Source organism: Brevibacillus brevis NBRC 100599, assembly GCF_000010165.1.
GTDB lineage: Bacteria > Bacillota > Bacilli > Brevibacillales > Brevibacillaceae > Brevibacillus > Brevibacillus brevis_D.
Genome location: NC_012491.1, coordinates 3,261,545 through 3,284,887, shown reverse-complemented (window position 1 = coordinate 3,284,887; position 23,343 = coordinate 3,261,545). Strand labels below are relative to the sequence as shown.

The 23,343-nt window shown below is 48.2% G+C and carries 21 protein-coding genes; 17 read left to right on the top strand and 4 right to left on the bottom strand.

Going from position 1 to position 23,343, the window contains the following annotated elements; all coding sequences use genetic code 11:
- The 4 genes from tenA to BBR47_RS15655 are packed head-to-tail and all read left to right on the top strand — an operon-like array spanning position 1 to position 3,234.
- The gene (gene tenA / locus BBR47_RS15670) at positions 1–681 is read left to right on the top strand and encodes a thiaminase II (protein ID WP_015891394.1); all 681 of its coding nucleotides are present in this window, start codon (positions 1–3) and stop codon (positions 679–681) included.
- Positions 666–1,448 carry an ABC transporter ATP-binding protein gene (locus BBR47_RS15665; RefSeq protein WP_041749456.1) on the top strand — a complete coding sequence of 261 codons (783 nt, stop codon included), beginning with the start codon at positions 666–668 and terminating at the stop codon, positions 1,446–1,448. The genes tenA and BBR47_RS15665 overlap by 16 nt, the downstream gene beginning before the upstream one ends.
- Complete coding sequence (locus BBR47_RS15660; protein ID WP_015891392.1) at positions 1,448–2,206, top strand: ABC transporter permease; 759 nt, start codon at positions 1,448–1,450, stop codon at positions 2,204–2,206. Before BBR47_RS15665 ends, BBR47_RS15660 begins: the two co-directional genes overlap by 1 nt.
- Positions 2,203–3,234, top strand: coding sequence for an ABC transporter substrate-binding protein (locus BBR47_RS15655; protein WP_015891391.1), 1,032 nt, complete (start codon positions 2,203–2,205; stop codon positions 3,232–3,234). The genes BBR47_RS15660 and BBR47_RS15655 overlap by 4 nt, the downstream gene beginning before the upstream one ends.
- 90 nt (positions 3,235–3,324) lie before the next feature.
- Here the strand turns inward: BBR47_RS15655 and BBR47_RS15650 are convergent, their stop codons facing one another.
- Positions 3,325–4,707 (bottom strand): sensor histidine kinase, encoded by a 1,383-nt coding sequence (locus tag BBR47_RS15650; RefSeq protein ID WP_015891390.1) that lies wholly within the window; start codon positions 4,705–4,707, stop codon positions 3,325–3,327.
- Positions 4,708–5,421 (bottom strand): response regulator transcription factor, encoded by a 714-nt coding sequence (locus BBR47_RS15645; RefSeq protein WP_015891389.1) that lies wholly within the window; start codon positions 5,419–5,421, stop codon positions 4,708–4,710.
- Positions 5,422–5,573: 152 nt separating this feature from the next.
- On the opposite strand from BBR47_RS15645, the gene BBR47_RS15640 reads away from it, so the two are divergent.
- The 3 genes from BBR47_RS15640 to BBR47_RS15630 are packed head-to-tail and all read left to right on the top strand — an operon-like array spanning position 5,574 to position 7,978.
- Positions 5,574–6,485, top strand: a complete 912-nt coding sequence (locus BBR47_RS15640; protein ID WP_015891388.1) for an ABC transporter ATP-binding protein — start codon at positions 5,574–5,576, stop codon at positions 6,483–6,485.
- Positions 6,485–7,234, top strand: a complete 750-nt coding sequence (locus tag BBR47_RS15635; protein WP_015891387.1) for an ABC transporter permease — start codon at positions 6,485–6,487, stop codon at positions 7,232–7,234. The genes BBR47_RS15640 and BBR47_RS15635 overlap by 1 nt, the downstream gene beginning before the upstream one ends.
- A gap of 12 nt (positions 7,235–7,246) precedes the next feature.
- Positions 7,247–7,978, top strand: coding sequence for an ABC transporter permease (locus BBR47_RS15630; protein ID WP_015891386.1), 732 nt, complete (start codon positions 7,247–7,249; stop codon positions 7,976–7,978).
- Between the two features lie 263 nt (positions 7,979–8,241).
- Here the strand turns inward: BBR47_RS15630 and BBR47_RS15625 are convergent, their stop codons facing one another.
- A complete protein-coding gene (locus BBR47_RS15625; RefSeq protein ID WP_015891385.1) occupies positions 8,242–8,784 on the bottom strand; it encodes a hypothetical protein in 543 nt (180 codons plus the stop codon).
- A gap of 179 nt (positions 8,785–8,963) precedes the next feature.
- Here BBR47_RS15625 and dacB point away from each other — a divergent pair, with 179 nt between their 5' ends.
- From dacB to BBR47_RS15575, 10 genes are all read left to right on the top strand, one after another.
- Complete coding sequence (gene dacB / locus BBR47_RS15620; protein WP_015891384.1) at positions 8,964–11,858, top strand: D-alanyl-D-alanine carboxypeptidase/D-alanyl-D-alanine endopeptidase; 2,895 nt, start codon at positions 8,964–8,966, stop codon at positions 11,856–11,858.
- Between the two features lie 166 nt (positions 11,859–12,024).
- Positions 12,025–13,089, top strand: a complete 1,065-nt coding sequence (locus tag BBR47_RS15615; protein ID WP_015891383.1) for an Ldh family oxidoreductase — start codon at positions 12,025–12,027, stop codon at positions 13,087–13,089.
- Between the two features lie 84 nt (positions 13,090–13,173).
- Positions 13,174–13,566, top strand: a complete 393-nt coding sequence (gene panD, locus BBR47_RS15610; RefSeq protein WP_015891382.1) for an aspartate 1-decarboxylase — start codon at positions 13,174–13,176, stop codon at positions 13,564–13,566.
- Between the two features lie 38 nt (positions 13,567–13,604).
- Positions 13,605–14,297: a YheC/YheD family protein gene (locus BBR47_RS15605; protein WP_015891381.1), complete on the top strand. Its 693-nt coding sequence runs from the start codon at positions 13,605–13,607 to the stop codon at positions 14,295–14,297.
- Positions 14,298–14,479: 182 nt separating this feature from the next.
- Positions 14,480–15,823 (top strand): branched-chain amino acid transport system II carrier protein, encoded by a 1,344-nt coding sequence (brnQ, locus tag BBR47_RS15600; RefSeq protein ID WP_015891380.1) that lies wholly within the window; start codon positions 14,480–14,482, stop codon positions 15,821–15,823.
- A gap of 132 nt (positions 15,824–15,955) precedes the next feature.
- Positions 15,956–17,170, top strand: coding sequence for a DUF418 domain-containing protein (locus BBR47_RS15595; RefSeq protein ID WP_015891379.1), 1,215 nt, complete (start codon positions 15,956–15,958; stop codon positions 17,168–17,170).
- 134 nt (positions 17,171–17,304) lie between these two features.
- A complete protein-coding gene (locus tag BBR47_RS15590; RefSeq protein ID WP_015891378.1) occupies positions 17,305–18,717 on the top strand; it encodes an FMN-binding glutamate synthase family protein in 1,413 nt (470 codons plus the stop codon).
- A 90-nt stretch (positions 18,718–18,807) separates the two neighbouring features.
- Positions 18,808–19,518: a YqjF family protein gene (locus BBR47_RS15585; protein WP_231850482.1), complete on the top strand. Its 711-nt coding sequence runs from the start codon at positions 18,808–18,810 to the stop codon at positions 19,516–19,518.
- A gap of 126 nt (positions 19,519–19,644) precedes the next feature.
- A complete protein-coding gene (locus BBR47_RS15580; protein WP_015891376.1) occupies positions 19,645–20,820 on the top strand; it encodes an acyltransferase in 1,176 nt (391 codons plus the stop codon).
- Between the two features lie 61 nt (positions 20,821–20,881).
- On the top strand, positions 20,882–21,790 hold the full coding sequence (locus BBR47_RS15575; RefSeq protein ID WP_015891375.1) for a DMT family transporter: 909 nt from the start codon (positions 20,882–20,884) through the stop codon (positions 21,788–21,790).
- Between the two features lie 120 nt (positions 21,791–21,910).
- Here BBR47_RS15575 and BBR47_RS15570 read toward each other — a convergent pair whose 3' ends face one another.
- Positions 21,911–23,218 carry an aminotransferase class I/II-fold pyridoxal phosphate-dependent enzyme gene (locus BBR47_RS15570; RefSeq protein WP_015891374.1) on the bottom strand — a complete coding sequence of 436 codons (1,308 nt, stop codon included), beginning with the start codon at positions 23,216–23,218 and terminating at the stop codon, positions 21,911–21,913.
- Positions 23,219–23,343: the final 125 nt, after the last annotated feature.

The window sequence follows — 23,343 nt, the reverse complement described above, 5'->3', positions numbered from 1 at the left end:
ATGACAACCTTTACTGATCGTCTGAGAAAAAGTGTAGCCCCGATCTGGGAGCGTGTTCATCAACATCCTTTCGTCACGGGACTTGGAGATGGCAGCCTGCCTGTCGGTGCATTCAAATATTACATGAAACAAGACTACATCTACCTGATTGATTACGCGAAAATGTTCGCGATTGCGAGTGTGAAGGCGTACGATCTGGAAACAAGCGCCAGATTCGCTGCTTTGCAAGAATCGACTCTGAACACAGAGATGGAGCTGCATCGCCAATATGCTGAGCGCTTTGGTATCTCTCGTGAGGAGCTGGAAGCGACAGAGTCTTCGTTTGTGATGCTGGGATACACCAGCTACATGCTGCGTGTTGCTCATCAAGGGTCGTTGGCGGAATTGGTGAGTGCACTACTTCCATGCACTTGGAGCTATTGGGAAATCGGCAAGCGCTTGGCACAAGTAGAAGGGGCACTGGATCACGAACTGTACGGCGAATGGGTACGTATGTACAGTTCCGATGAATTTGGGCAGTTGGCGATCTGGCTGATTGATATCATGAATCAATTGGCAGAAGGTAAGAGTGAGCAAGAGCTGGCCAAGCTGGAGGAGTATTTTGTCAACACCTCCAAAATGGAGTACATGTTCTGGGACATGTCCTACAGAGAGGAAATGTGGCCGTGGGAGAACAACTAGCTTTCGCCGACGTCAGCTTTTCGTATGGCGACAGGCAGATTCTCGATCATTTTGATCTGCGAGTGGAAAAAGGGGAATTCGTCAGCTTGATCGGTCCGAGCGGGATCGGGAAAAGCACCTTGTTTCAGCTCATCGCAGGTCTTCTTGAGCCGGGACGAGGCGAAATCAGGCTCGGCAGTGTACCGGTAGCAAATCGTTTGGGGCAGGTCGGCTATATGCCCCAACGCGATTTGCTCATGCCATGGCGTACGATTGTCGAAAATGCTGCTTTGCCGCTGGAAATCAAAGGTATGACAAAAAAAGAAGCGCACGAGCGTGTCAGACAGCAATTGCCAAGGTATGGGCTTCAGGACTGGGCTGACAGCTATCCAGCCCAGCTTTCCGGCGGGATGCGTCAGCGAGTTTCCTTTTTACGGGCATTGTTTTCAGGCGCAGAAATGATGCTGTTGGATGAGCCGTTTAGTGCGTTGGATGGAATTACGAGAATGGACATGCAAGAGTGGCTGATGGAAAAGTGGCAGGAAACAGGCAGCACGATGCTGATGATTACGCACGATATCGACGAAGCCATTTTACTTGCCAATCGTATTATCGTGCTTGCTGGTAGTCCGATCACCAAGCCGATCGAATTAACCGTTCCGGTGAGCAGACCGCGAACGGCGAGCAGCCGCAACCAAGCCGAATTTTTGGCATTGCGTGAACAGATTTGGGAACGGCTTCGACAGGATCGCCAAGCAACAATGAAGCCGTTGAGGAGAGAAGCATGATGGGCAGAGGCATTTGGTTTGGTATCTCCATCGCCATTTTTCTTCTGGTATGGGAAGCTGGATGTCGATTCCTCGGGGTGCAGCCATTCATTTTACCGCCGCCTAGCGCTGTGATTGTGTCTTTGTGGGATTTACGCGCCTCTCTAATAGGTGTACATCTTTGGGCGACGTTAAAGGAAGTATTACTGGGGCTATCGATCTCGATTGTATTTGGAATCTCCCTTGCATTTGCGATGATTCGCAGTCGGATTGTGGAGCGCTTGGTCTATCCGTATATCGTCATCTCTCAAACGATCCCCATTATCGCGTTATCACCCGTATTCATTCTGTGGTTCGGGTATGATTTATCTGGAAAAATAGCGGTTACGATTCTGTTTACTTTCTTTCCGATTGTCGTCAACGCGTATGATGGACTTCGCTCGACGGACAAGGAAATGCTTCAGCTGTTAAAAACCATGGGGGCAACAAACGGACAAATTTTCACCAAGCTGCAACTCCCGGCGAGTTTACCTCATTTCTTCAGTGGTCTCAAAGTGGCAGCTACCTATAGTGTGGCCGGGGCGACCATTGGGGAATGGCTGGGAGCGAGCGAAGGACTCGGGTACTTTGGCAGACGGGCATCCGGCAATTTTCAGGCACCCGCGTTGTTTGCCTCGGTCCTGTTGCTCTCGATTCTCGGTATGCTGCTGTTTTGGCTGGCTGGACGAATCGAACGTCATTTTTCCCCGCATATGAAAATCAAAGGAGAACAACAATGAAACCTTTCAACAAATGGACGAAAGCATTCATGGCACTTACATTGGCAACAAGTCTTGCTGCTTGCGGAAATCAGGCGAGCTCGGATGCTGGTCAGACGCAAGCCCCTGCTGATAAAGGAGCTGCGCCTACTGAGCTGACGATTGCGCTCGATTGGTATCCGAATGCCGTTCATTCCTTCTTGTATGCAGCAGAGGAGCAAGGCTATTTCAAAGACGAGAACCTCAAGGTGACAATGCAAATGCCTTCGGACAGCAATGATCCGTTAAAGATGGCGGCTGCGGGCAAAGTGGATTTGGCCATCAGCTATCAACCACAGCTCATCCAAGCTCGTGCAGAAGGAGTTCCTGTCGTATCTGTAGGTGCACTTGTTCGTCATCCGTTAAACGTGATCATGACGCGCCAAGACAGTGGAATCGATACTCCGCAAAAGTTGGCTGGAAAAAATATTGGTTATCCGTCACTTCCACTTGATGAATCGATTGTACGTCAAGTTGTGAAGCATGGTGGTGGCGATGATTCCGGACTGACCTTCACCGATATCGGCTTTGACATCGTCCCGGCATTGACGGCCAAAAAGGTCGATGCCGTAGTAGGTGGCTATATCAACCATGAACAACTGATTTTGGAGAAGCACGGCATTCCAGTCAATGCGTTCAAGCCTTTTGAGTTTGGTGTTCCAGACTATTATGAGCTGGTATTGGCAACAAGTGACGAGACTTTGGGCAAAAAGCAGAAAGCAGTGGAAGGTTTCCTGCGGGCGATTGGCAAGGGTCAGGATTATGTGAAAAATAATAAGGAAAAGGCACTCGATCTGTTACTTGCCAAACAGGCTGCCGATTTCCCGCTGGAAAAAGACATTGAGACCAAGAGCTTGGATATCCTGATTCCGTTGATGGATGCGGGGGAAAAGCCTTTTGCATACCAGACGGCCGAATCTTGGCAAACACTGATTGATTGGATGAAAAAAGAGAAGCTGATAACAGCTGACATCAAAGCAGAAGAGATCATGCGCGATCTCGTGAAGTAATCAGTCAAAAAGCACCCCCTTTGCACGCTTTTGAGAGTTTACTCTCCATTGGCGAGTCGGAGGAGGTGCTTTCTCTATGATGTCTTCCTTTTAGGAGGAGAGGGGGAAACAAAGTTCTGCTGTCATCCCTTTTCCTGTATCGCTTGTTAACAGCAGGTGTCCATGATGAGCGGCAGCAATCCGTGCAACCATGGGCAACCCGAGACCATGACCATTTTGTAAGGGAGATTTTCTTTTCGACGAATAGGGCAATTCCACCAAGTCAGGTAGCATGCTTGGCTCAATGCCTTTTCCGTTGTCAGTGATAATCAAAAGAGCATTGCGCTGGTTGGGTGACAGGGCCGTTTGCACGTGGATGTGACAGCCCGATGGGTTATGCACGATGCTGTTTTGGATCAGATTCGTGATGGCGCGGACGAGAAGTTTTTCATCGCCCATTACGAAGCATTGCTCAGTCGTGACATCCAGCTCAATGGTAAACGTTTCTGCCAAATCATTGTTTAAAAAGTCAGTGACAATTTGCCGCGCAAGTGTCGATAGCCGAATCGGTTTGGTATGAATCGGCTGCATTTCGTATTCCAGCATGGAAACGAGATTCAAGTCGCTGACCAAAGACCGGAGCTTTTCCCCTTGCTTTCGAATAATGCTTGCTTTTTGCTGCTGCTCGTAAGGCACCGCGTCGCTCTCTTCCAATTCACTGGCATACCCGAGCACCATCGATAGTGGCGTGCGTATATCGTGGGAGATTCCAGCGATCCAATTCGAGCGTGCTTCGTCTCTGGCTTTTAGCAAAGCGTTCTTCTTTTGCAGAAGCGACGATGCATGATTGATGCTTCGCGCAATCCCGCTGAACATTCCTTTTGCCTCGACATGTGTATGCTGATCTTCTGACAGAGCGTGAATCTCGCTAATCAGTGGGCGGATTGCCCGAATGAGTCGAGAGCCGATGAACAAAGAGAGAAGGGCGGCGAGCAGGATATTTCCGAAAAGCAAAGCTAGTAAGCGGTATGGCAAATCGCTTATCCAACTGATCGGAAAATGAAACTGGTACTTGGCGAGACTGTCCTTCGGGTAGCCCACGACGACCAGCCCCAACTCATGCTCCCAAACAAAAACAGGATAGTCCTGTAAGTAATTTCGCGAGAGCTGCGCCACTTCTGCCAGAGAATAAGTGCGGGGCAATTCGTTCGGTATGGCGTAGTCCCAGATGACCTTCCCATCGTTTCCAATCAACATGGCCCAAGCCTGGCTTTTTTGCAACCACTCTTGTGCATTTGGTTCCAACGTATAGTGGGAACCGTTCTTGTGAAGACCCTCTGCGACAGCTTGTGTGACGTGAATGGGAGGGGAGCCCTCGTTCATCCCTTTGAAAACAAATGTGCCGAGAATGATGTAATTGACGATGAGCAAAAAGACGGCGATCAGGATAGAAGCACCTGTATAACGACGTAAAATTCGTGCGGCTCCATCCATCTACAACTCTTCCTTTACGAGTAATTTGTATCCGAGTCCTCTTACCGTGAGCAAAAATTCAGGAGTGGATGGGCATGGCTCGATCTTTTCGCGAATGCGCCTCATATGAACCATCAGGGTGTTTTCATACCCGTAGTAATCGTCCCCCCATACGGATTGGCACAGGGCATCGCTCGTGACGATTCGTCCTCGATTTTCATAGAGTTTTCGCAAGAGCGCGTGTTCCTTTGCAGTCAGAGCATATTCGTGGTGATCTCTCGTCACGATTGCTGCCTCCAAATCGATCGTACTGTCACCAAGCTGGAAAACGGGCAGACGATCGATTTGGGGAGGGGCGTAAACACGTCGTAAAATGACCAGGAGACGAAGAACGAGCTCGCGCGGTAAAAATGGTTTCACAATATAGTCGTCAGCGCCCAGGCCAAGTCCGAGCAATCGATCTTCATCTTCCCCTCTCGCTGACAGAAAAATGACAGGGATTTGCGAGAAACGACGGATCGAAGTCAATAGTCCAAATCCATCGCCATCAGGCAGCATGACATCCAGGATCGCGATATCTGGCTTGTCCGAAGCGCATATCTCTAACGCCTCCTTACAACTACCCGCATGAAAAATTCGAGAGAATCCTTCCTTACGTAAAAATCCATCGATCATGTTTCTGATTTCCAGCTCATCTTCCACGATGAGCACTTTTTTCTGTTTCCACTCTTCCATATTGAATCACCCGTATTCATTATACTCGCTCGATTTGTGTGTTCTACCCACTCGGAGTCGATTTAAGGTTGTTGTAAGATTCTTGTCAGCTTATCGACGGGTTGGGACTCTAAGATTTCGTAGGAGAGACCAACAGATAGGAGCGAGAAGAGATGAATACGGTGATTCGAACGGAAAACCTTTCCAAACACTATGGAGGTGCCTATTGCGTCCAGCGGGTGAATCTTGCGGTAGGAGAAGGGGAGGTCTATGGCTTCCTCGGACCAAATGGTGCAGGAAAATCGACGACTCTGAAAATGCTGCTAGGCTTAGTCAAGCCGACTGAAGGAAGTGTATCTGTATTCGGGAAGGATTTTAGCAGGAATCGACTTGAGATATTGAGTCAGACGGGTTCCTTGATCGAGGCTCCTTCCTATTACGGTCATCTTACCGGTCTGGAAAATATGCGCGTCATGCAGCGGTTGCGAGATGTCCCGGACAAACAAGTAGAGAAGGCCCTGCAAATCGTTCGTTTGGAAAAACAACAGAACAAAAAGGTAGACCAGTATTCGCTCGGGATGAAACAGCGACTGGGAATTGCCATGGCTTTGCTGCATTTTCCTAAGCTCGTCATCCTCGACGAACCGACAAACGGTCTGGACCCTGCGGGAATCGGTGAAATTCGGGAATTGATTCAATCATTGCCACACCAGTATGGAATGACGGTCTTGCTCTCCAGCCATCTGCTATCGGAAATCGAGCAAGTCGCCACGTCCATCGGCATTATCCACGGGGGGAAACTCTTGTTTCAAGGGAGTATGGAGCAACTACAACGGAATAGTCAGCCTCGTGTTTGGATGAAAACACAGGACAATGACAAAGCGAGAAGAGTTCTTCAAGATCGGGAGCTTTCTCCAAGTCTCCAAGATGGCTTCCTTGTTATGGAAGGGATGGGGGATAGAGAGGTAGCCGAGACAAACCGGGCGTTGATGATGGCGGGCATTGATGTTTATCGCATTGAAGTGCACAAACAAAGCTTGGAGAGTATTTTCCTTTCCCTTACAGGCAAGGAGGGAAGTTTGTAATGCGGATGCTTTGGCTGGAGTTTTATAAAATTCGACATAAGCGATTGTTTCTCATGCTCGCCATTCTTTTGAGTATTGAACTGGCATGGGGGTTTATGGCTGTCAGTATCTCCATGACAAGAAATCCCGATGCGCAGACGTGGAGCGCCATACTGGTCACGATTACAGCCATGAACGGATTGTTTTTGCCGATCGGTTCGGCTGTCATTGTTTCACGGATTTGTGATATGGAACACAAAGGGCGTACATGGAAGCTGCTGATGGCTGCTTCTGTCAGTAGGAAAGCTGTTTATGCGGCAAAATTCGTCTCTGCGGCTGTTTTGATGGGGGGTGCCGTCATTCTACAAGCTTTGGCGATCGTGGCCTTTGGCATTGGCTTTGGTTTAGCCGAGCCAGTCCCGATTGGCCTATTACTCCGCTTTGTGGTAGGAACCACGGTGACAACACTCGTGGTGATTGCACTGCAACAATGGGTCTCTCTCGCCATCAAAAATCAGGCGTTCAGCCTATGCCTCGGGATGATCGGGGGATTCATTGGCATGACAGCGAGCTTGTTTCCACCACAAGTCGGACGCCTTTTCATCTGGTCGTACTATGTAGACTTTTCGCCCGTTACGTATCAGTACGTGAACGAAACTATGCGGTTTACTACACGAGAAATCGGTCTTTCTTTACCGATCATCGTCGTACTCATGGGCATCGCATTTTACCTTGCTGGGAGCATTCACGTATCCCGGCAAGACGTATAGGGAGGACCTTGTATGCTAATCAGATGTTTGGGAGCAGAATGGGTAAAACTTCGACGCTCTCGTATATGGCTCGTTTTGCTTGTGCTTCCTGTTTTCAGTACGCTGATCGGTTTTGCCAACTACTGGATGAACCAAGCGATCCTGCAAAATGGCTGGTACAGCCTGTGGACACAGGTGAGCTTGTTCTACGGAGAATTTTTCTTGCCCATTCTCATCGCGATTTGCTGTTCGTTTGCGTGCAGATTGGAGCATGTAAACCGAAACTGGAATGTAATCCTGACAGCGCCTGTATCGACTTCAACGATTTTTTTCGCGAAGCTGGTGGTGGTTGGCATTCTCCTTTTTGGTGTGCAGTTTTTCTTCTTCGTACTTTATATTTGCGCGGGTTTCATCGCTGGACTACACGCACATTTTTCGTTTCCTACGGAAGTGTTCGGATGGATTATGCGAGGCTGGCTGGCTTCGCTCACCATTATTTCCTTCCAGCTATGGCTTTCTACGCGGATACAGAGCTTTGCTGTACCTGTCGGCATTAGTGTTTGCTCTGTTTTTGTAGGGTTGGGCTTGTATGTGTCTGGGCTCGGGATGTTCTTTCCCCAGTCACTTTTGACGATTGGCATGGGCGTGCTCAGTCAAGAAAGTTTGTCACTAGGAGAGCTGGGGGCGTTTGTGGTCATGTGTGTACTGTTCGTGACGAGCGGTTGTGCCCTGGGGATTCGTCGTCTTACGAGAGAAGGTCTTTAATAGTTTTCGCCATATTAACGGTTTCCCTTTCCTGTCAAACAACCTTATAATAGAAGGTGAATGATCGAATGAGGAGAAGTTTTCCATGGACGATAAACACATAAACAAGACGAATAGCAAATGGGTGATCTGGGGGTTTATTCTCAGCGTACTCGCTTGTGCTGTGTCTATGGTGATTTTTATCTACGTGATGCGCAACTGACAGCACATGATGGAAGCGTCAAAAAACCGCTCGTTTCATAGAGCGGTTTTTTGCTGTGGTGCTAGCGGGATATCGCTGTTATTTTTCGGATGGCTTCTTCTTGTGATAGCTGGTTCAGCTCGGTAAAGCCAAGGTTGGAAAGAGCAATTGTTTTTCCTTGATAGATTGGATAAATGCCTTGCCAGAGACCTGCTGTACTGTACAGCTGTGATCCGCTCACTTTTCGTAAAAACAATAAATAATTCCCTTCCGCCAGCGGCCCAGGATATTGCAGGTTGAGCGGACTGGAGGCATCAGGAAGCGGTTCTACGCCAGTGCTAACCACTGTTAATAGTCGGGATGCTGTGCCTTTTACGGCCTTTTTTACCTGGAGTCTTTGTGTGTAGTTCACGATCTTACCCTGGGGAAGGGTGCGTCCCGTGGGATACGCCCGATGGGTACTATCTACCCGCCCGATGACGATCAAGTCGCACTTTTTGACGAGCTCCGCAAGGGAAGAAAAGGGGGAGGGATCTACTTGTACCCGCCCGATGTCCGTTTGGGCATGGACAGGGAATGAAAAGCTGCAGAGAAGTGACAGACAAAGCAGCAATTGATAGAACATGAAACCATTTCCTCCAAACAAAAGAAGTCTTGAAGGTAGTATGAACGGAATGGGTATCGTTCATGCCTGTATGTTTTTAGTATAATGGTAATATTCCGAATAAATAGAATACGTGCTATCATGGTGGCGTACTGTGATTTGTTGGTTGAAATCGCCCAGACTATGACAAGGAGGTTATCATGAATCAATTATTTGCTTTTCGACGTGTCGGTACGTGGTTTTTCGTGTTGGCTCTTTTGTTGCAGGTAGCAGCTTCGCCTGCGCTAGCCAAGGAAGAGGCCACTTCTTCTAGTCCTCTTGCACTCCACATAGAAAAATTCCTCGCCGATTTGAAAAACGATGAGAATAGCAAGGGGATGTACGCTGGAATTGCGGTCTACGATCTAACCGAAAAAAGGTACGTATATAAGCACAATGCCGAACGTAATTTTGTCCCGGCTTCCAACATGAAGCTGTTTACGACCATTGCGGGTATGGATAAGCTGGGGCCGGATTATCAATGGAAGACCGAGGTGTTTGTTTCAGGAAAGGTGAATAACGGAGGTATTTTGCAAGGAGATCTGATTTTAAAAGGCTATGGGGACCCAAGTCTGAAGCCAGAGGATTTGCAGCAAATGGCAAAAGCCATCAAAGATTTGGGGATCAAACGAATCAATGGAAATCTGCTACTCGATGACAGCTATTTCGATGAGACCAGACTGGGCACGAGCTGGATGTGGGATGACGAACCGTATGGGTACAGCGCTCAGATAAGTGGATTAGCCGTAAATAAAAACGTTACGACCCTAACCGCAACCCCAGGAAAAACGGTGAACGATGCCCCCGTTCTGACGATGAACCCTGCTACCACATACATAACAGTCACAAACCAGTTGAAAACGACAGCGGGCAAGGAGAGCAACGTGCTTGTCGAGCGTCCGCGCGGAAAAAGTGAAATCATCGTATCCGGTACGATCGGGGTGCAAGCAGCTCCTTATGATGAAGATGTCACGATGGAAGACCCGGCTTTTTATGTAGGCGATCTATGGAAGGATCAGTTGCAAAAACAAGGGATTGCCTTACATCCGAAGGCGGAAGTGAAAAAAACCGTGCTGCAAAGCGGAGTGCCTCTCTATACCCACTTGTCCAAACCATTAGGTGAGATCACGGTGGAGCTCAACAAGGAAAGTGACAACTTCTATGCGGAGATGCTAGTAAAAACGCTGGGCGTAACTCAGAAAGGTGAGGGCAGCTTTGAAGCAGGCAGTGAAGCAGTAGCTGACGTGATGAAGCGTGCTGGCATTGAGTCAGGCTTCCGCCAGGTCGATGGTTCCGGGTTATCGAGATTTAATTGGATAACTCCCGAGCAGATGATCGAAGCGCTTATCTTTTTACAGGAGCAAGAATATCGAACGGAACTGGAAAAATCACTCCCAATCGCGGGAGTAGACGGCACCTTGAAAAACCGCATGAAAGGAACCAGTGCGGAAAAGAACCTGGTAGCGAAGACAGGCTCATTAAGCGGAGTCAATACGATGTCGGGTTATGTAACGGCAAAAAATGGTCATAAGCTGGCCTTCTCAATTTTGATCAACGGCATTTATAAATCGAAGTATGCAAGGGAGCTACAGGATCGAATCGGAATTTTGTTAACAACCTACCCGGATATCGCAGCACCGGAAGGATTCAGCCTTCCAGAGAAAAAGTCGTACCCACTCTCTGCTATGATCGATCCCATCCTAGATACGCCGGAAGCAGCAGGGGTAACGGCTGGAATCTTGATCAAATCGTTGGATACAACAGGTGACCCTGTTTTATACGAGCGGGATGCGGACACACTGCTTACCCCTGCTTCGAATTTGAAGCTGTTGACGACCGCAACCGCGTTGAACCAGCTTGGCTCGGATTACGTCTTTAAAACAGAAGTGTTTGGAGATGCCCCTATCACCTCTTCGGGAATACAACAAGGCAATCTGTATGTGAAAGGATACGGTGACCCTACCTTGCATACGGAGAATGCACTACAGGTGCAGGAAGGTGTGTCGATTGAAAAAATAGCGGGGTGGCTCAAGCAACAAGGAATCACGCGTATCAACGGGAACCTCGTGATGGATGACAGCTACTTTGATCAACAAAGGCTTGGCCTCGGCTGGGCATGGGATGACGAGAGCTACTATTACAACCCGACCATAGGGGCTCTCGCATTAAACCGAGGGACGGTCATGATCGAATTCAAGCCCGCTAACGATGCTGGCAAGCCAGTGGACATCAATGTGCTACCCAAAACAGCGTATGTGCAGGTGATCAATGAAGCCAAGACCGTACAAAAAGGGGAAGAAAATACGTTTGCGATCCTGCGTGACCGTGGAACAAATACCATCAGGCTGTTAGGGAACCTCCCGCTTGATCACGAAGGGGATTACGAGCGCGTACCCGTGGAGGAGCCAGCCAAGTATGTGGGGACCGTACTGAAGGAAACGTTGCAGCAGCAAGGAATTGCGTTTGCTCCAAAAAGCGAAGTGCTGATCCAGCAAGTACCTCCAGCAGCAGTGAAATGGACACAATTTGAGTCACTGCCGCTCAAGGACATTGTTCAGTACCTAAACAAGCGAAGTGACAATTACTACGCAGAAATGCTCCTCAAGACGCTCGGAGCGGCAAAGAAAGGCAAAGGGAGCGCAGCCAGTGGTGCAGAGGTCGTTCAGGAAGCCGTAGCTTCACTTGGCGGGAATACCACCTTCGACATGATGGATGGATCTGGTTTGACCCGCTACAATCTAATTTCTGCTCGGCAGATCGCATCTGTGCTTGAAGGGATGACCAAGGAATCGACATTTGCTGCTTATGATGAATCTTTACCCATAGCGGGAATAGATGGTACACTGAAAAACCGCTTGAAGGACACACCTGCCGCAAATAATCTTCATGCGAAGACAGGTTCGATGACGGGTGTGAACACACTGTCAGGCTATATCACGACAAAAGGCGGGGAGAAGCTCATCGTTTCGATTCTATTTAATGGCTATGTCGAGGATGAAGAGCTGTTTACCAAGATGCAGGATCAGCTTATTACGATACTAGCCAGTTACGAATAGATATACGAAAAAGGAGTGCCAATTACTGGGTGCTCCTTTTTCTGTTGGTATCGTCTCCTGAACTGGGTCAATGCCTGTAGCGGTCAATCAACGGGCGACATATCTATATTCAGATTAGGAAGCAGACGAAGTATAGAACAGCGGTGAAGGAGGGGAAAAAGAAAAGATGCACCCTGCACTCTTTCATTGGAAGCGTTTGGAGCAAGTCGTAACAGAAGTGCTTGTACAGGCAGGTGCCAGACATGAGCATGCAAGTCTTGTTGCAGAATCCCTCATCCATGCTGATTTGCGCGGCATCGAATCCCATGGTTTGGCGAGGCTGCCGATCTATATCCAACGAATCGAAGCAGGCTTGATCGAATTGAATGATGAACCTGTTGTATGGAAACAGGAGGGAGCAACAGCATTGGTAGACGGCAAAAACCATTTGGGTGCGGTAGTCGGGGTTGCGGCATTGGAGGAAGCGATTAAATTGTCGCGGCAGATGGGAATCGGCCTAGTTGGTGTTCGTCATTCCAACCACTTTGGCTCCTGTTCGTACTATGCAGAACGAGCGATCACAGAAGGAAAGATTCTCATTGTCCTTTCTAACGCCCCCGAAGCCATGGCGCCAACAGGTGGGATTCGCCCTTTTTTCGGAACAAATCCGATTGCAGCGGGAATACCGGCAGGAGAAGAGCCATCCTTTTTGCTAGATATGGCTACAAGTGTTGCTGCCAGGGGAAAAATCGCCTTAGCCGTTAAAAAAGGAGAATCTATTCCTGCAGATTGGGCCATCGATGCCAATGGGAAGGAAACGACTGATCCCACAAAAGCCTTGCTAGGCTCACTTTTGCCGATCGGGGGAGCAAAGGGATACGGATTGGCGATGTTCATCGATATCTTGTGTGGGCTACTAACCGGTGCAGCAACGGGACCACATGTAAAAAGCCTGTATGACAATTGGCACGATCCACAAAACGTAGGACATCTATTCTTGACAGTGGATATTGAACGATTTATGCCACTCCCCGATTTTTGTGCCAATATGGATGCCTACATTCGTGAGGTGAAAAGTGTACCTAGGAAAGAAGGTGTCTCGGACATTTTCATTCCTGGGGAGATCGAGAGCCGAAAAAAGCTAGAACGAATGGAAAACGGTATTCCTTTCGATCCAAATCTGACAAAAGAACTGAGCCAATTATGCCGCACCTATGGAGTCGATTTGCAGGCAGCGTGTTATCTCCCCTAACCAGATTTCCTTTCGCAGGTGGTTTCATGGACAATCCATCCCACATAGACTAATGTCATCGGTTTGGAAAGGAGTGAACCGTCTATGCAACGACACATGTGCAAAGGCAAAATTCACAGAGCGACAGTTACGCAGGCCGAACTGGATTACGTGGGGAGTATCACAATTGACGTTGCTCTCATGGATGCGGCAGATATCAAGCCTTATGAAATCGTGCAAGTAACCAGTTTGCGTAATGCCACGCGCTGGAAAACATACGCGTTACCCGGAGCATCGGGAAGCGGAGTCATCTGTTTGAACGGTCCACCTGCCCACTTATTCTCGCCGGGAGATCTCGTCATCATTTTGAGTATGGGCATGTACGATGAATCCGAGATGGAACAGCTCGTTCCCAAGGTCGTGTTTGTGGACGAACAGAATCGCATCACGAAAATAGAGGAGCATCATCTAATAAAGAATGGAGAGACACTGCCATAAAACCGCCAAACGTAGGAAAATGGGGCAAGCATAAGCACATGGTCAAAGACGAACTTTTGCTGGAGTATTTGCCCAAAACCCGCGTGTACTCTCCTGAAGAGCTTTGGGAGTATGCAGAAGCGTTTACACACGTGATGCTGAAGCCTTCGGGAGGCGGCGGTGGGGCAGGGATTATTCAAGTAACGGCGCGAGGAGAAGAGAAGTATTTGGTCCATAGTGGGAGTCGTCAGCGTCTTGTGGAGGGGAAGGAGGCCACGATCCGATACGTGGAGTCGTTGTTTCGACCTAAAACATACCTGCTCCAGCCACGTATCCCACTCGGGAACATCAAGGGCAAGCCTTTTGATGTGCGTGTCATGATCCAGCGCAGGAGCAATAAGGAGCCTTGGGTGATAACGGGGTGGTGTGCAAAGCTTGCAGGTCCGGGCTTTGTCGTGACAAATGTGGCTCGCAGCCGTGGAAAAGTTTTGCCCATCCAGACGGCAATCAAGCTGTCGAATATAAAAGCGGGCCCGCATCTCTTGCGTGATATCCGCATGATAGCATCGGCAGTAGCTAATCGATTGGGAAGAGTCTATCCGACACTCCGGGAGATCGGTTTGGACTTAGGGATTGATGTCGATGGCAAACCGTGGATTATTGAGGCCAACTTCCGACCTTCACTTGCTCTCTTTCAAAAGCTGGAGGATAAGACCTTTTACAAACGAATTGTTTCCATGCGAAAACGCTAAGAGGAAAACCACTTGTCGATGTGGTTCAAACGGTAAGAGATGGACAGGTGGTTTTCTCTGTTTTTTTCAACGAATGGTAGTGAGAAAAATCTTTCAATTACAACTATGGCGTTACTACTAGCGAAGGAGCGCAAAAGTTGATAGAATGCCTCTCAATAAGATGGGAGGTAATATACACGTCGATGATAACCTTATCTAAGAAAGAAATGCTGCTGGTCAGTTTTATGCTGTTTTCGATGTTTTTTGGTGCAGGAAACCTTATTTTTCCACCCTATCTGGGTCAAGAGGCTGGTTCCTTTGTTTGGCTGTCGATTGCAGGCTTTGTATTATCTGCTGTTGGTCTTCCCATTCTTGGTGTGATTGCCATCGCAAAGGCAGGGAGCTTTTACCAATTGGCAAGTCGTGTTCATCCAAGCTTTGCTCTTATTTTTCCTATTTTGATTTATGTGTCGATTGGACCCGCACTTGCTATCCCGCGCGCAGGTAGTCTCGCGTACGAGATGGGAATGGCACCATTTTTGCCGGCGCAAGCCGTGGATTCCCCCTGGAGTCTTTTCCTCTATACGCTCGTATTTTTTGGCATTGTCTTTTGGTTCAGTCTGACTCCTTCCAAACTGATTGATCGCTTTGGGAAAATACTGACTCCTACACTGTTGACTATGATTGCATTGATCTACGTTAAGAGCTTATTCACACCACTTGGTCCAACGGGGGTACCAGCAGGAAAATATGCCACCAATCCCGTTGTGCAAGGTTTTCTGGACGGGTATTTAACGATGGATGCTTTGGCTGCACTTGTATTTGGGATCGTGATCGCCAATACACTGCGTAGCAAGGGAATTGAGGACAAAAAGCAACTGTCTGCGAATATGATCAAGGCAGGCATTGGAGCAGGTATGTTGCTGACATTCATCTATGTCATTTTGGGATTGCTTGGTTCATCCGGTGCGTCTTTAGGACGGCCGGAGAATGGCGGACTGCTCCTGACAGCAATCATGAGGCAGCTATTTGGGACAAGCGGTACGCTGATTCTTGGTGTCATCTTCACTGTTGCCTGTCTTTGTGTATCCATTGGACTCGTAACTTCTTGCAGTCAATACTTTCATGGACGATTCAAAGGCTTATCCTACAGAGCATGGGCGATTATTCTCTGTGTTCTGAGCATGGGTGTCGCAAACTTGGGCCTATCGGAGATTTTAAGTGTATCTGTCCCGATCTTGGGGGCCATTTACCCGATTGCTATCGTACTCATTTTGTTGGCGTTGCTTGAGCGCTGGATACCTGCGCATTCGTCTGTGTATATGACGACTGTCGCCGTTGTAACGGTTTTTGGTGTCGTGGACTTGATGAATCTTACGTTTTTTCATCAGAGCTGGAACGATATCTTGGGTTTTCTTCCGTTTTATAAGGAAGGCGCCGGTTGGATCATGCCAGCAATATTTGCAGGCTTTGTCGGAGTTTTGCTCGATTTTCGGAAAAGGACAGACCGCACAGGAACAAGAACAACAACCACCCCATCCAAATAAGGTAGCACGAAAGAGAGGGCTTCGTTTTTGCGAAGCTCTTTTTGTTGTGTAAGAAGCATTTTGTTACTTTTTTCAAGATTCATTCGTATTAAAAGTGTTAAATATTAGGAGTTTTTAAGGAGGTTCATTGACGTGAAAGTAGCACCTGTTGCGGAAGGTGAGCGAATCCGACAGCTAGATGGGATTCGAGGCTTTGCCCTCCTGGGGATCTTGCTAGTGAATATGCCGTCATTTTTGTTTCCCATCATGTTCTTACCAGATGCAGGGATGGTCAATACCCATTCGGAAATAGATGCTTGGATACGGCTTTTGTTTAACATGTTTGTACAAGCGAAGTTTTACACCATCTTTTCGTTTTTGTTTGGGGTAGGCTTTTTTCTGTTTATGCACCGTGCCGAGAGCAAGCAGTTGCCTTATCGGAGTCTATTTACTCGCAGATTAGCCGTTCTGCTGATTTTCGGTATGGCCCATCTCGTTTTCCTCTGGTATGGAGATATTCTTCATACGTACGCCCTAGCTGGTTTTCTCCTGTTGCTGTTTTACCACAGACAAGAAAAGACAATCAAAAGATGGGCGTGGACGCTCTTGATTGGTATGCAGACCCTGTCTGCTCTGATTCTGGCTGTTCCCGAGGACCTGGGTTCTATGCCTGATCAGTCTTCGCTCATTCAAAAGGCAATCAATACGTATACGAATGGGTCGATTATCGAGAGGTTGCAATTCCGGCTTGGTTACGAAATTCCGGTAGTCCTTCCTTTTGAGTTTTTTGTCATCCTATCGGTATTTCCTCTTTTTTTATTCGGATTCTTGGCAGCCAAGCGGGGAGTATTTACGAGGACGGAAGAATTTATTCCAGCCATTCGCCGCGTATGGTGGCTGGCGCTGAGCTTAAGTGTTGTGCTTGTACCGATGATTCCGCTTGTTCAATTTGGCATCGTAAAATTCCCTGCCTCAATCTCGGTCGCCGTTCAGACTTTTGTCACCTGGAGCGGTCTTAGTCTGTGCGCTTTTTACATCACGTCACTGCTGCTTCTTTATCGGAAAGAGAGCGGACAGCGTATACTGAAGCATTTGGAACCGGTTGGCAGAATGGCATTAAGCAACTATTTGAGCCAAACCATCATCGTCATATTGGTTGTACGTGTTGGACATTTGTATGGAACGTCTGGATTGGCGCTCGGATTGGTGTTGAGCTTGGTGATCTTCTCTGCGCAAATCTTGGCTAGTCGCTGGTGGCTCGCCAACTATCAGTTTGGTCCGGCAGAATGGCTTTGGCGTTGTTTGACATACGGCAAATTTGTACCAATGAAACGAAAAGGAGGCCTTCTCTCGAAAACGTCCAGTTAAGGTGGACGTTTTTTTGTTCCTTCAGCGTGAGGGTAGAGCATCGGATAAAAGTGGAAGGGTTGGGGCAAAATTTTCCTATCTCACAAACCGGGTAACAAGCAGCAGCGCTCTGAAAAGTAGGAAGGAGAAAGAGGATGGCTGGCAACTGGATTCCGTTTTTGATCGGCTCCTTTGTAGGATCGATGGTAGCACTCATCGTGGTGGGACTGCTTTTGATCTGTCTTTTTCGTCCTCTTACACAGTGGTTACTCGCCAAGTTCATGAAGCGCCTTATGTCAGACCGCTATCCGGAAAATATTTTCGAGATGGTCTCTGCAATGACCAAAGTCAGTCCTCGCTATGTTCTGGAGAACAGCTTGCGAGCAGCTACTGGACAAGCCATCGAACGTCCTTTCGGAAGTCCACGCAAGTTCTTGAACTTCGATAGCTTGATATTTTCTCCTGCCCAGCTGGCTATGATGCCTGCGTGTGAGGATATAGAAGTGGATATGCAAATCACGATTGGACCCATGGCAAAAAAGCCGTTAACCTTGGACATTCCGATCATGGCAGGGGCGATGGGATACGGTATCGGTGTAAGTGAGGATGTGAAAATCGCGATTGCAAAAGGAACGGCCGCCGTGGGGAGTTTGACGAATACGGGGGAAGGTCCGTTACTGCCGGAAGAAAGGAAATTCGCCAAACATCTGATTCTCCAATACAACTCGGGAAAGTGGGCAAAGGAGCCGGAGATTTTGCGACAGGCGGACGCCATCGAAATCCATTTTGGACAGGGGGCGACTGCAGCTTCCGCGAGCTTTATCCCCGCTGAATATATTCAGGGAAGAGCTGCTGAAATCATGGGGGTTCAGGACGAAGAAATGATCGTCATTCCTTCGCGGCATCCGGAAGTACAGAAGCCGGAAGATCTCAAGCAGCTGGTAGACAAGCTGCGTACCATAACAGACGGCGTCCCGATTGGCGTCAAAATCTGCGCCAGTGCCATTCTTGAAAAAGACCTGGAGATTGTCATCCAAGCCGGTGTAGATTTTATCAGTATTGATGGCGGACAAGCGGGGACAAAAGGAGGACCTCCAATTCTGGAGGATGATTTCGGTTTGCCAACGATTTATGCCCTGACCCGCGCCGTGCGCTATTTGGAGAAAAAAGGTGTGAAAGAACGAATTACCTTATTGTCTGGGGGCGGATATAATACCCCGGGTGAGTGTTTGAAAGCGATTGCTTTGGGAGCAGACGGCATCTTTATGGGGACGGCTCTTTTGTGGGCGATGACTCATGATCAGGTGACAAAAGCAATACCATGGGAACCACCGACAGAGCTGATCACCTATCCAGGGAGTTTGAAAAACAAATTCGACCCCGATTCAGCCGCGAAATACTTGACTAACTTTTTTCTTTCGTTTGTGGATGAGATGGAAATTGCCATTCTCGCGCTGGGGAAAACGTCTCTTTGTGAAGTGACCGCTGCGGATCTCGTCTCACTCGATGAGATGACGAGCAAAGTGACGAAAGTACCCCTTGCCTATCATTCATCCTCTTCCAGTTAAAATCGCTTGATCGACGTACGAATGGGAGGGATTCGTATCGAACAGAGGATCATCCAAATCAAGTCACCTGCCAATTATAATGGATGGACCATGACACAGACGTGGGAGCATCTTCTTTTTTTACATTGGGCAATTTCCCCGGCGTCTATGAAAACGCTGATTCCAGCAGGGCTTGAGCTCGATACTTACGAGGGCAAGGCATGGATTAGTATTATCCCGTTTTTGCTGAGTGGCGTCCGTCTGCGGCGGATGCCATCCGTACCATTCACGACGACTTTCCCTGAAATTAATGTGCGGACATATGTGAAGGCGAAAGGGAAGACGGGTGTGTATTTTCTTTCGCTGGATACCTCGAATCCCCTCGTGATCAAGATTGCAAAATTTTGGTACCGACTGCCGTATTATCGGGCCCAAATGGCTTTTCATCGCCAAGCGGATCGGATTGATTTCACCTCCCGACGCTTATCTGGTCTATCTCAGTCTCCTTCGTTCAAAGGCAGCTACCAGCCTCTCAGTGACAAATTTTTCGCCAAAGAGGGAACGCTGGTGCATTGGCTGACAGAGCGATACACGCTCTTTTGCAGGTGTAACAGAACGAAGCAATTGATGTTTGCGGATGTAGTACACGAGCCGTGGCAGCTACAGGAGACAGCCTTTCATATTCGTGAAAACGCGATGACCGAAAATCTGTCGATCTCACTCACGGATACTCCGCATCTAGCATTGTATTCACGTGGGGTACAAAGCCTGATTTGGCCGATTCGCAGCCTAGCAGATATATCTTCAGATCAAGGTGGATAGTGGTGACTGATACTGCTCCTAACGGTATCAGTCTTATTCGATTTGAGACTTGTCAGACTGACTTTTGGTCGGTAAGATGGGAAGAGTACTTTTTTTCGTAAAAGAGGAAGGATCTGGTATTTGGTTATGGCTCGAAAACAACGAATTGGTGAGTTGGATCTGATCCGGGCCTTTGCATTCTTGGCTGTGGTTTATCAGCATGTCATTGGTGTATACATCCGTGAGCCGGGATTGACAGAGCAGGTGTCGATCATCTACGGAATGTTGTTTCATTTGCTAAAATTCGCGGTTCCAGCATTTATTTTCATCACGGGTCTTGTATTGTTTTACAACTACTCCGAAAAAGTGAACTATATTTCCTTCACACGTAAACGGATATCCGAGATTTTGGTTCCGTATGGAATATGGTCGGCGGTTTATCTTTACTTGATGGAGAAGCCCCTGGGTGAGGGAGCAGCGTTCATTTGGAATGTAAGCAAAAACTTCCTGACAGGGACATCCTCGTATCATCTGTGGTTCGTCGTGATGATTTTTCAGTTCTATCTTTTGTATCCATTTTGGCAAAGAGTATTTGAACTTTTCCGCAGATTCGTGACTAGCCGCTTCCGTCTTGTTCTCGCTATTGGTGTCACCGGATTGATCTATGGGGGCCTCATGTGGTTTTCAGCGCGGTACATCCCGGCGCACGGCTTCCGATTCGATATGAATTGGCTTGATACGTATTTCATCAAATACCGCGATCGAAATGCGTTCTATTATTTCTATTACTTTTTGTTCGGTGGCTTGGTCGCCTTCACGTTGCCTGCATTTCGTGCCATGCTGAAAAGATACTGGCAATGGATCATCATTTCGGTTGGTGTCCTGTACGCAGTCATTGGCTATGAGCTTTTCCGCGATTCAGGGCAAGGCAAGATCAATTTAAACGTAGCGACATCCTTGAAGCCGTCCATGTTCCTCTATACGATGGCTTGCCTACTGGCTGTGTACGCGCTCTGCCTATGGATGAGCAAGAAGCAGTCCAAATGGACACATTGGCTGGGACTCGTTGGGAAATATTCGTATGGAGCTTATTTGATTCATGCGCTGATCTTAACGTACTTGATGAAGCTTTTGCGCGAGCTCCAGCTTTTTCACACGGGCGTGTGGGGGAGTGTGGTCGCATTCGTCTTGTGCTCTATTCTTTCTTTTGCCCTATCATATGGGCTGGGAAAACTGCCGTTTGGCTCCTGGCTAGTGGGAGCAACCGAGAAAAAGACAAAAAAGGTTCCGTCCTCTCAAAAAGAATGGCAAAACGCAGGATAATCGCAGGCAGTTTGGCCAGATGCAGAGAATGGTAGGAGGTTGAAGGGGGAAGCGGGTCGTCATGCTGTTCGCTTACATACAGTTAGCCTTGGCTATGGCCTTGGTTGGAAGCAACATCTCCATCGGGAAAGAAATTGTTTCCCATGTTCCCGTGTTTTTGTTTTCGGAGCTGCGCTTTTTGCTTGCGATCGTCATCCTATTGCCGTTGCTCGCTATGCGTGGAGAATGGAAAACGTCTTGGAGCCGTGAGGAAGGCAAGGTGCTATTCTGGCAGTCGTTTTTCGGCGTGTTTCTGTTTAGTATTTGCATGCTGTACGGCGTTCAGTGGACGACTGCTACTGCCGCGGGTATCATTACGAGTACAGTACCTGCCTGCATCGCTTTGTTTTCGTTCTGGATTCTCAAAGAAAAATTACAGGCCAACAGCTTAGTGGCAATCGGTCTTTCAGTCGGCGGCATCGGCTTCATTACGTTCACAGGTAGCGGAGTGGAGCAAAACTGGGTAAGTATGCTTGGCAATTTGTTCGTATTTTTTGCAGTCGTCAGCGAAGCGCTTTTCACGATTTTCGCCAAAAGACTGTCTGGGAAAATTACGCCTTTTCAAATGACGGCTGCGATTAATGTCATCAGCTTTGTCTTGTTTCTTCCGTTTGCGATCTGGGAAAGCTTGCGGTTTGATTGGAGTGCCGTACCTGCAAATGTCTGGTGGCTTCTTGTGTACTATGCGGTTACGGCCAGTGTCCTATCCTTCTTTCTCTGGTACAAAGGGGTGGAGAAGGTGGAGGCATCCAAAGCGGGCTTGTTCACCGGAATGATGCCGATAAGTGCTGCTCTCGTGGCTGTCTTTTTCTTGAATGAAGCATTTACTTGGTTGCATGGGGTGGGGATGATCCTGGTGCTTGCCTCCATTTTTATCGGTACACAGCAGCCTCGTCGTATACGTACGTCGATGGAAAGCGAATGGAAATAGCTTGATGATAAGGTCTCGGAAACCCTCGCATTTTTATTTCGTGGGTATCCGGGTCTTTTTTTATAAAGGAAAACGAAAGCGCCCTGACACGAGGTCAAGACGCTTTTGCAATAGAGCTTGTTATTTGGTCAATGCATTTTCCAAATCTTTCACACCGCTGTAGACTAATTCGAACAAGTCCGCAATGTTTTCTTCTTCAATGCAAGAGAAGGCAATGCGCAAATCGGTTTGACCGAGAGCGATCGTACCCACGCCATACTGTTCCAGCAAGTGCTGGCGCAATGTTTCTGCTTCGACAGTCTTTAGCTTGAGGCACATGAAGTAGCCGGAGTTGAATGGATAGTACGTCCACACGTCATCGTATTTACTGCTGTCGAGAACTTCCTTGGTGCGGTTGGCGCGGCCTTTCATGATATCAAATTTCTCCTGCTTCTGTGCTTTGTACTCCGGTGCGGTGATTGCTTGCAGGACAAACGTTTGGGAAGGATGTGATCCGCTGGAAAGAGTCGCGCGGATGATTCCCATTGTCTTCTGCTCCAAAGCGCTGAGCAAGTCGCTGGACGGGGATGCATACGTAATGAAGCCAACGCGGAAGCCCCATACGTAATCCTCTTTGGTAGCACCATCTACTTTTACAGGCAGAATGCGAGGGTGAACATCGCACAGGCCCGCGAAGAGAGATTCGTGCATCGAATCCTCGAAGAACAAGCCGAAGTACGCGTCATCTGTCACCGCAACAATGTTGATTCCAGCCTCTGCGCCTTCTTTGAGCGCAGCGATGATTTGTTTTCCTTCCTCTGGACCTGGTGTATAGCCTGTTGGGTTATTCGGAAAGTTGAGTACGACGATGGCTTTGCCTTTGTCTTTTTGTGCGAGAATGGCATCACGCAAAGCAGCAGCATTAAATTTCATCTCGTCGTTATATAATGGGTAATAGACCATTTCCGCACCACGGCGGATCGAAAAAGTAAGCTCGTAGTTTTCCCAGTTTTTGTCCGGGATGATGACACTGTCGCCGCTGTCAGCGAACAAATCCGACACGATGCTCAGGCCATGCGTCAAAGCGTTTGTAACGATAGGATTACTGAACGTATGATTAGCCAGTGAAGGCTGTTCCTCGATCATTTTTTTACGCCATGCAGCACGCAGCTCAGGCTTTCCAGCTGGGGGCGCATATTCGTAAATGTCTTTTGGCTGGTAAGCAGACAGGTTATCTTGGATGACCTTAAGGTGCATCGGTTGACCGTTTTCCAGTGCAATCCCGATGGTTGCGTTGTACTTTTTCGCTTTTGCTTTCGCTTCTGCCGATTGGCTGAGAATCCCCTCTTTTGGGAAATAGATCAGCTTGGCGATATCGGACAGCATTTCATACACGTGCGGGTTTTCTCGTTGGATGGTTTCGTTCAGCGTTGATGCCAATGAATGCATGGTAGCCTCCCTTTTCATATACAAACATCTATCTTTACCAATAAAGATAGCGTATCTACATGCATTTGTCACCCTTGCCTAACGGGATATTTCAGATTTTGCGAGGTTCTTTTTGACAGCGAGGA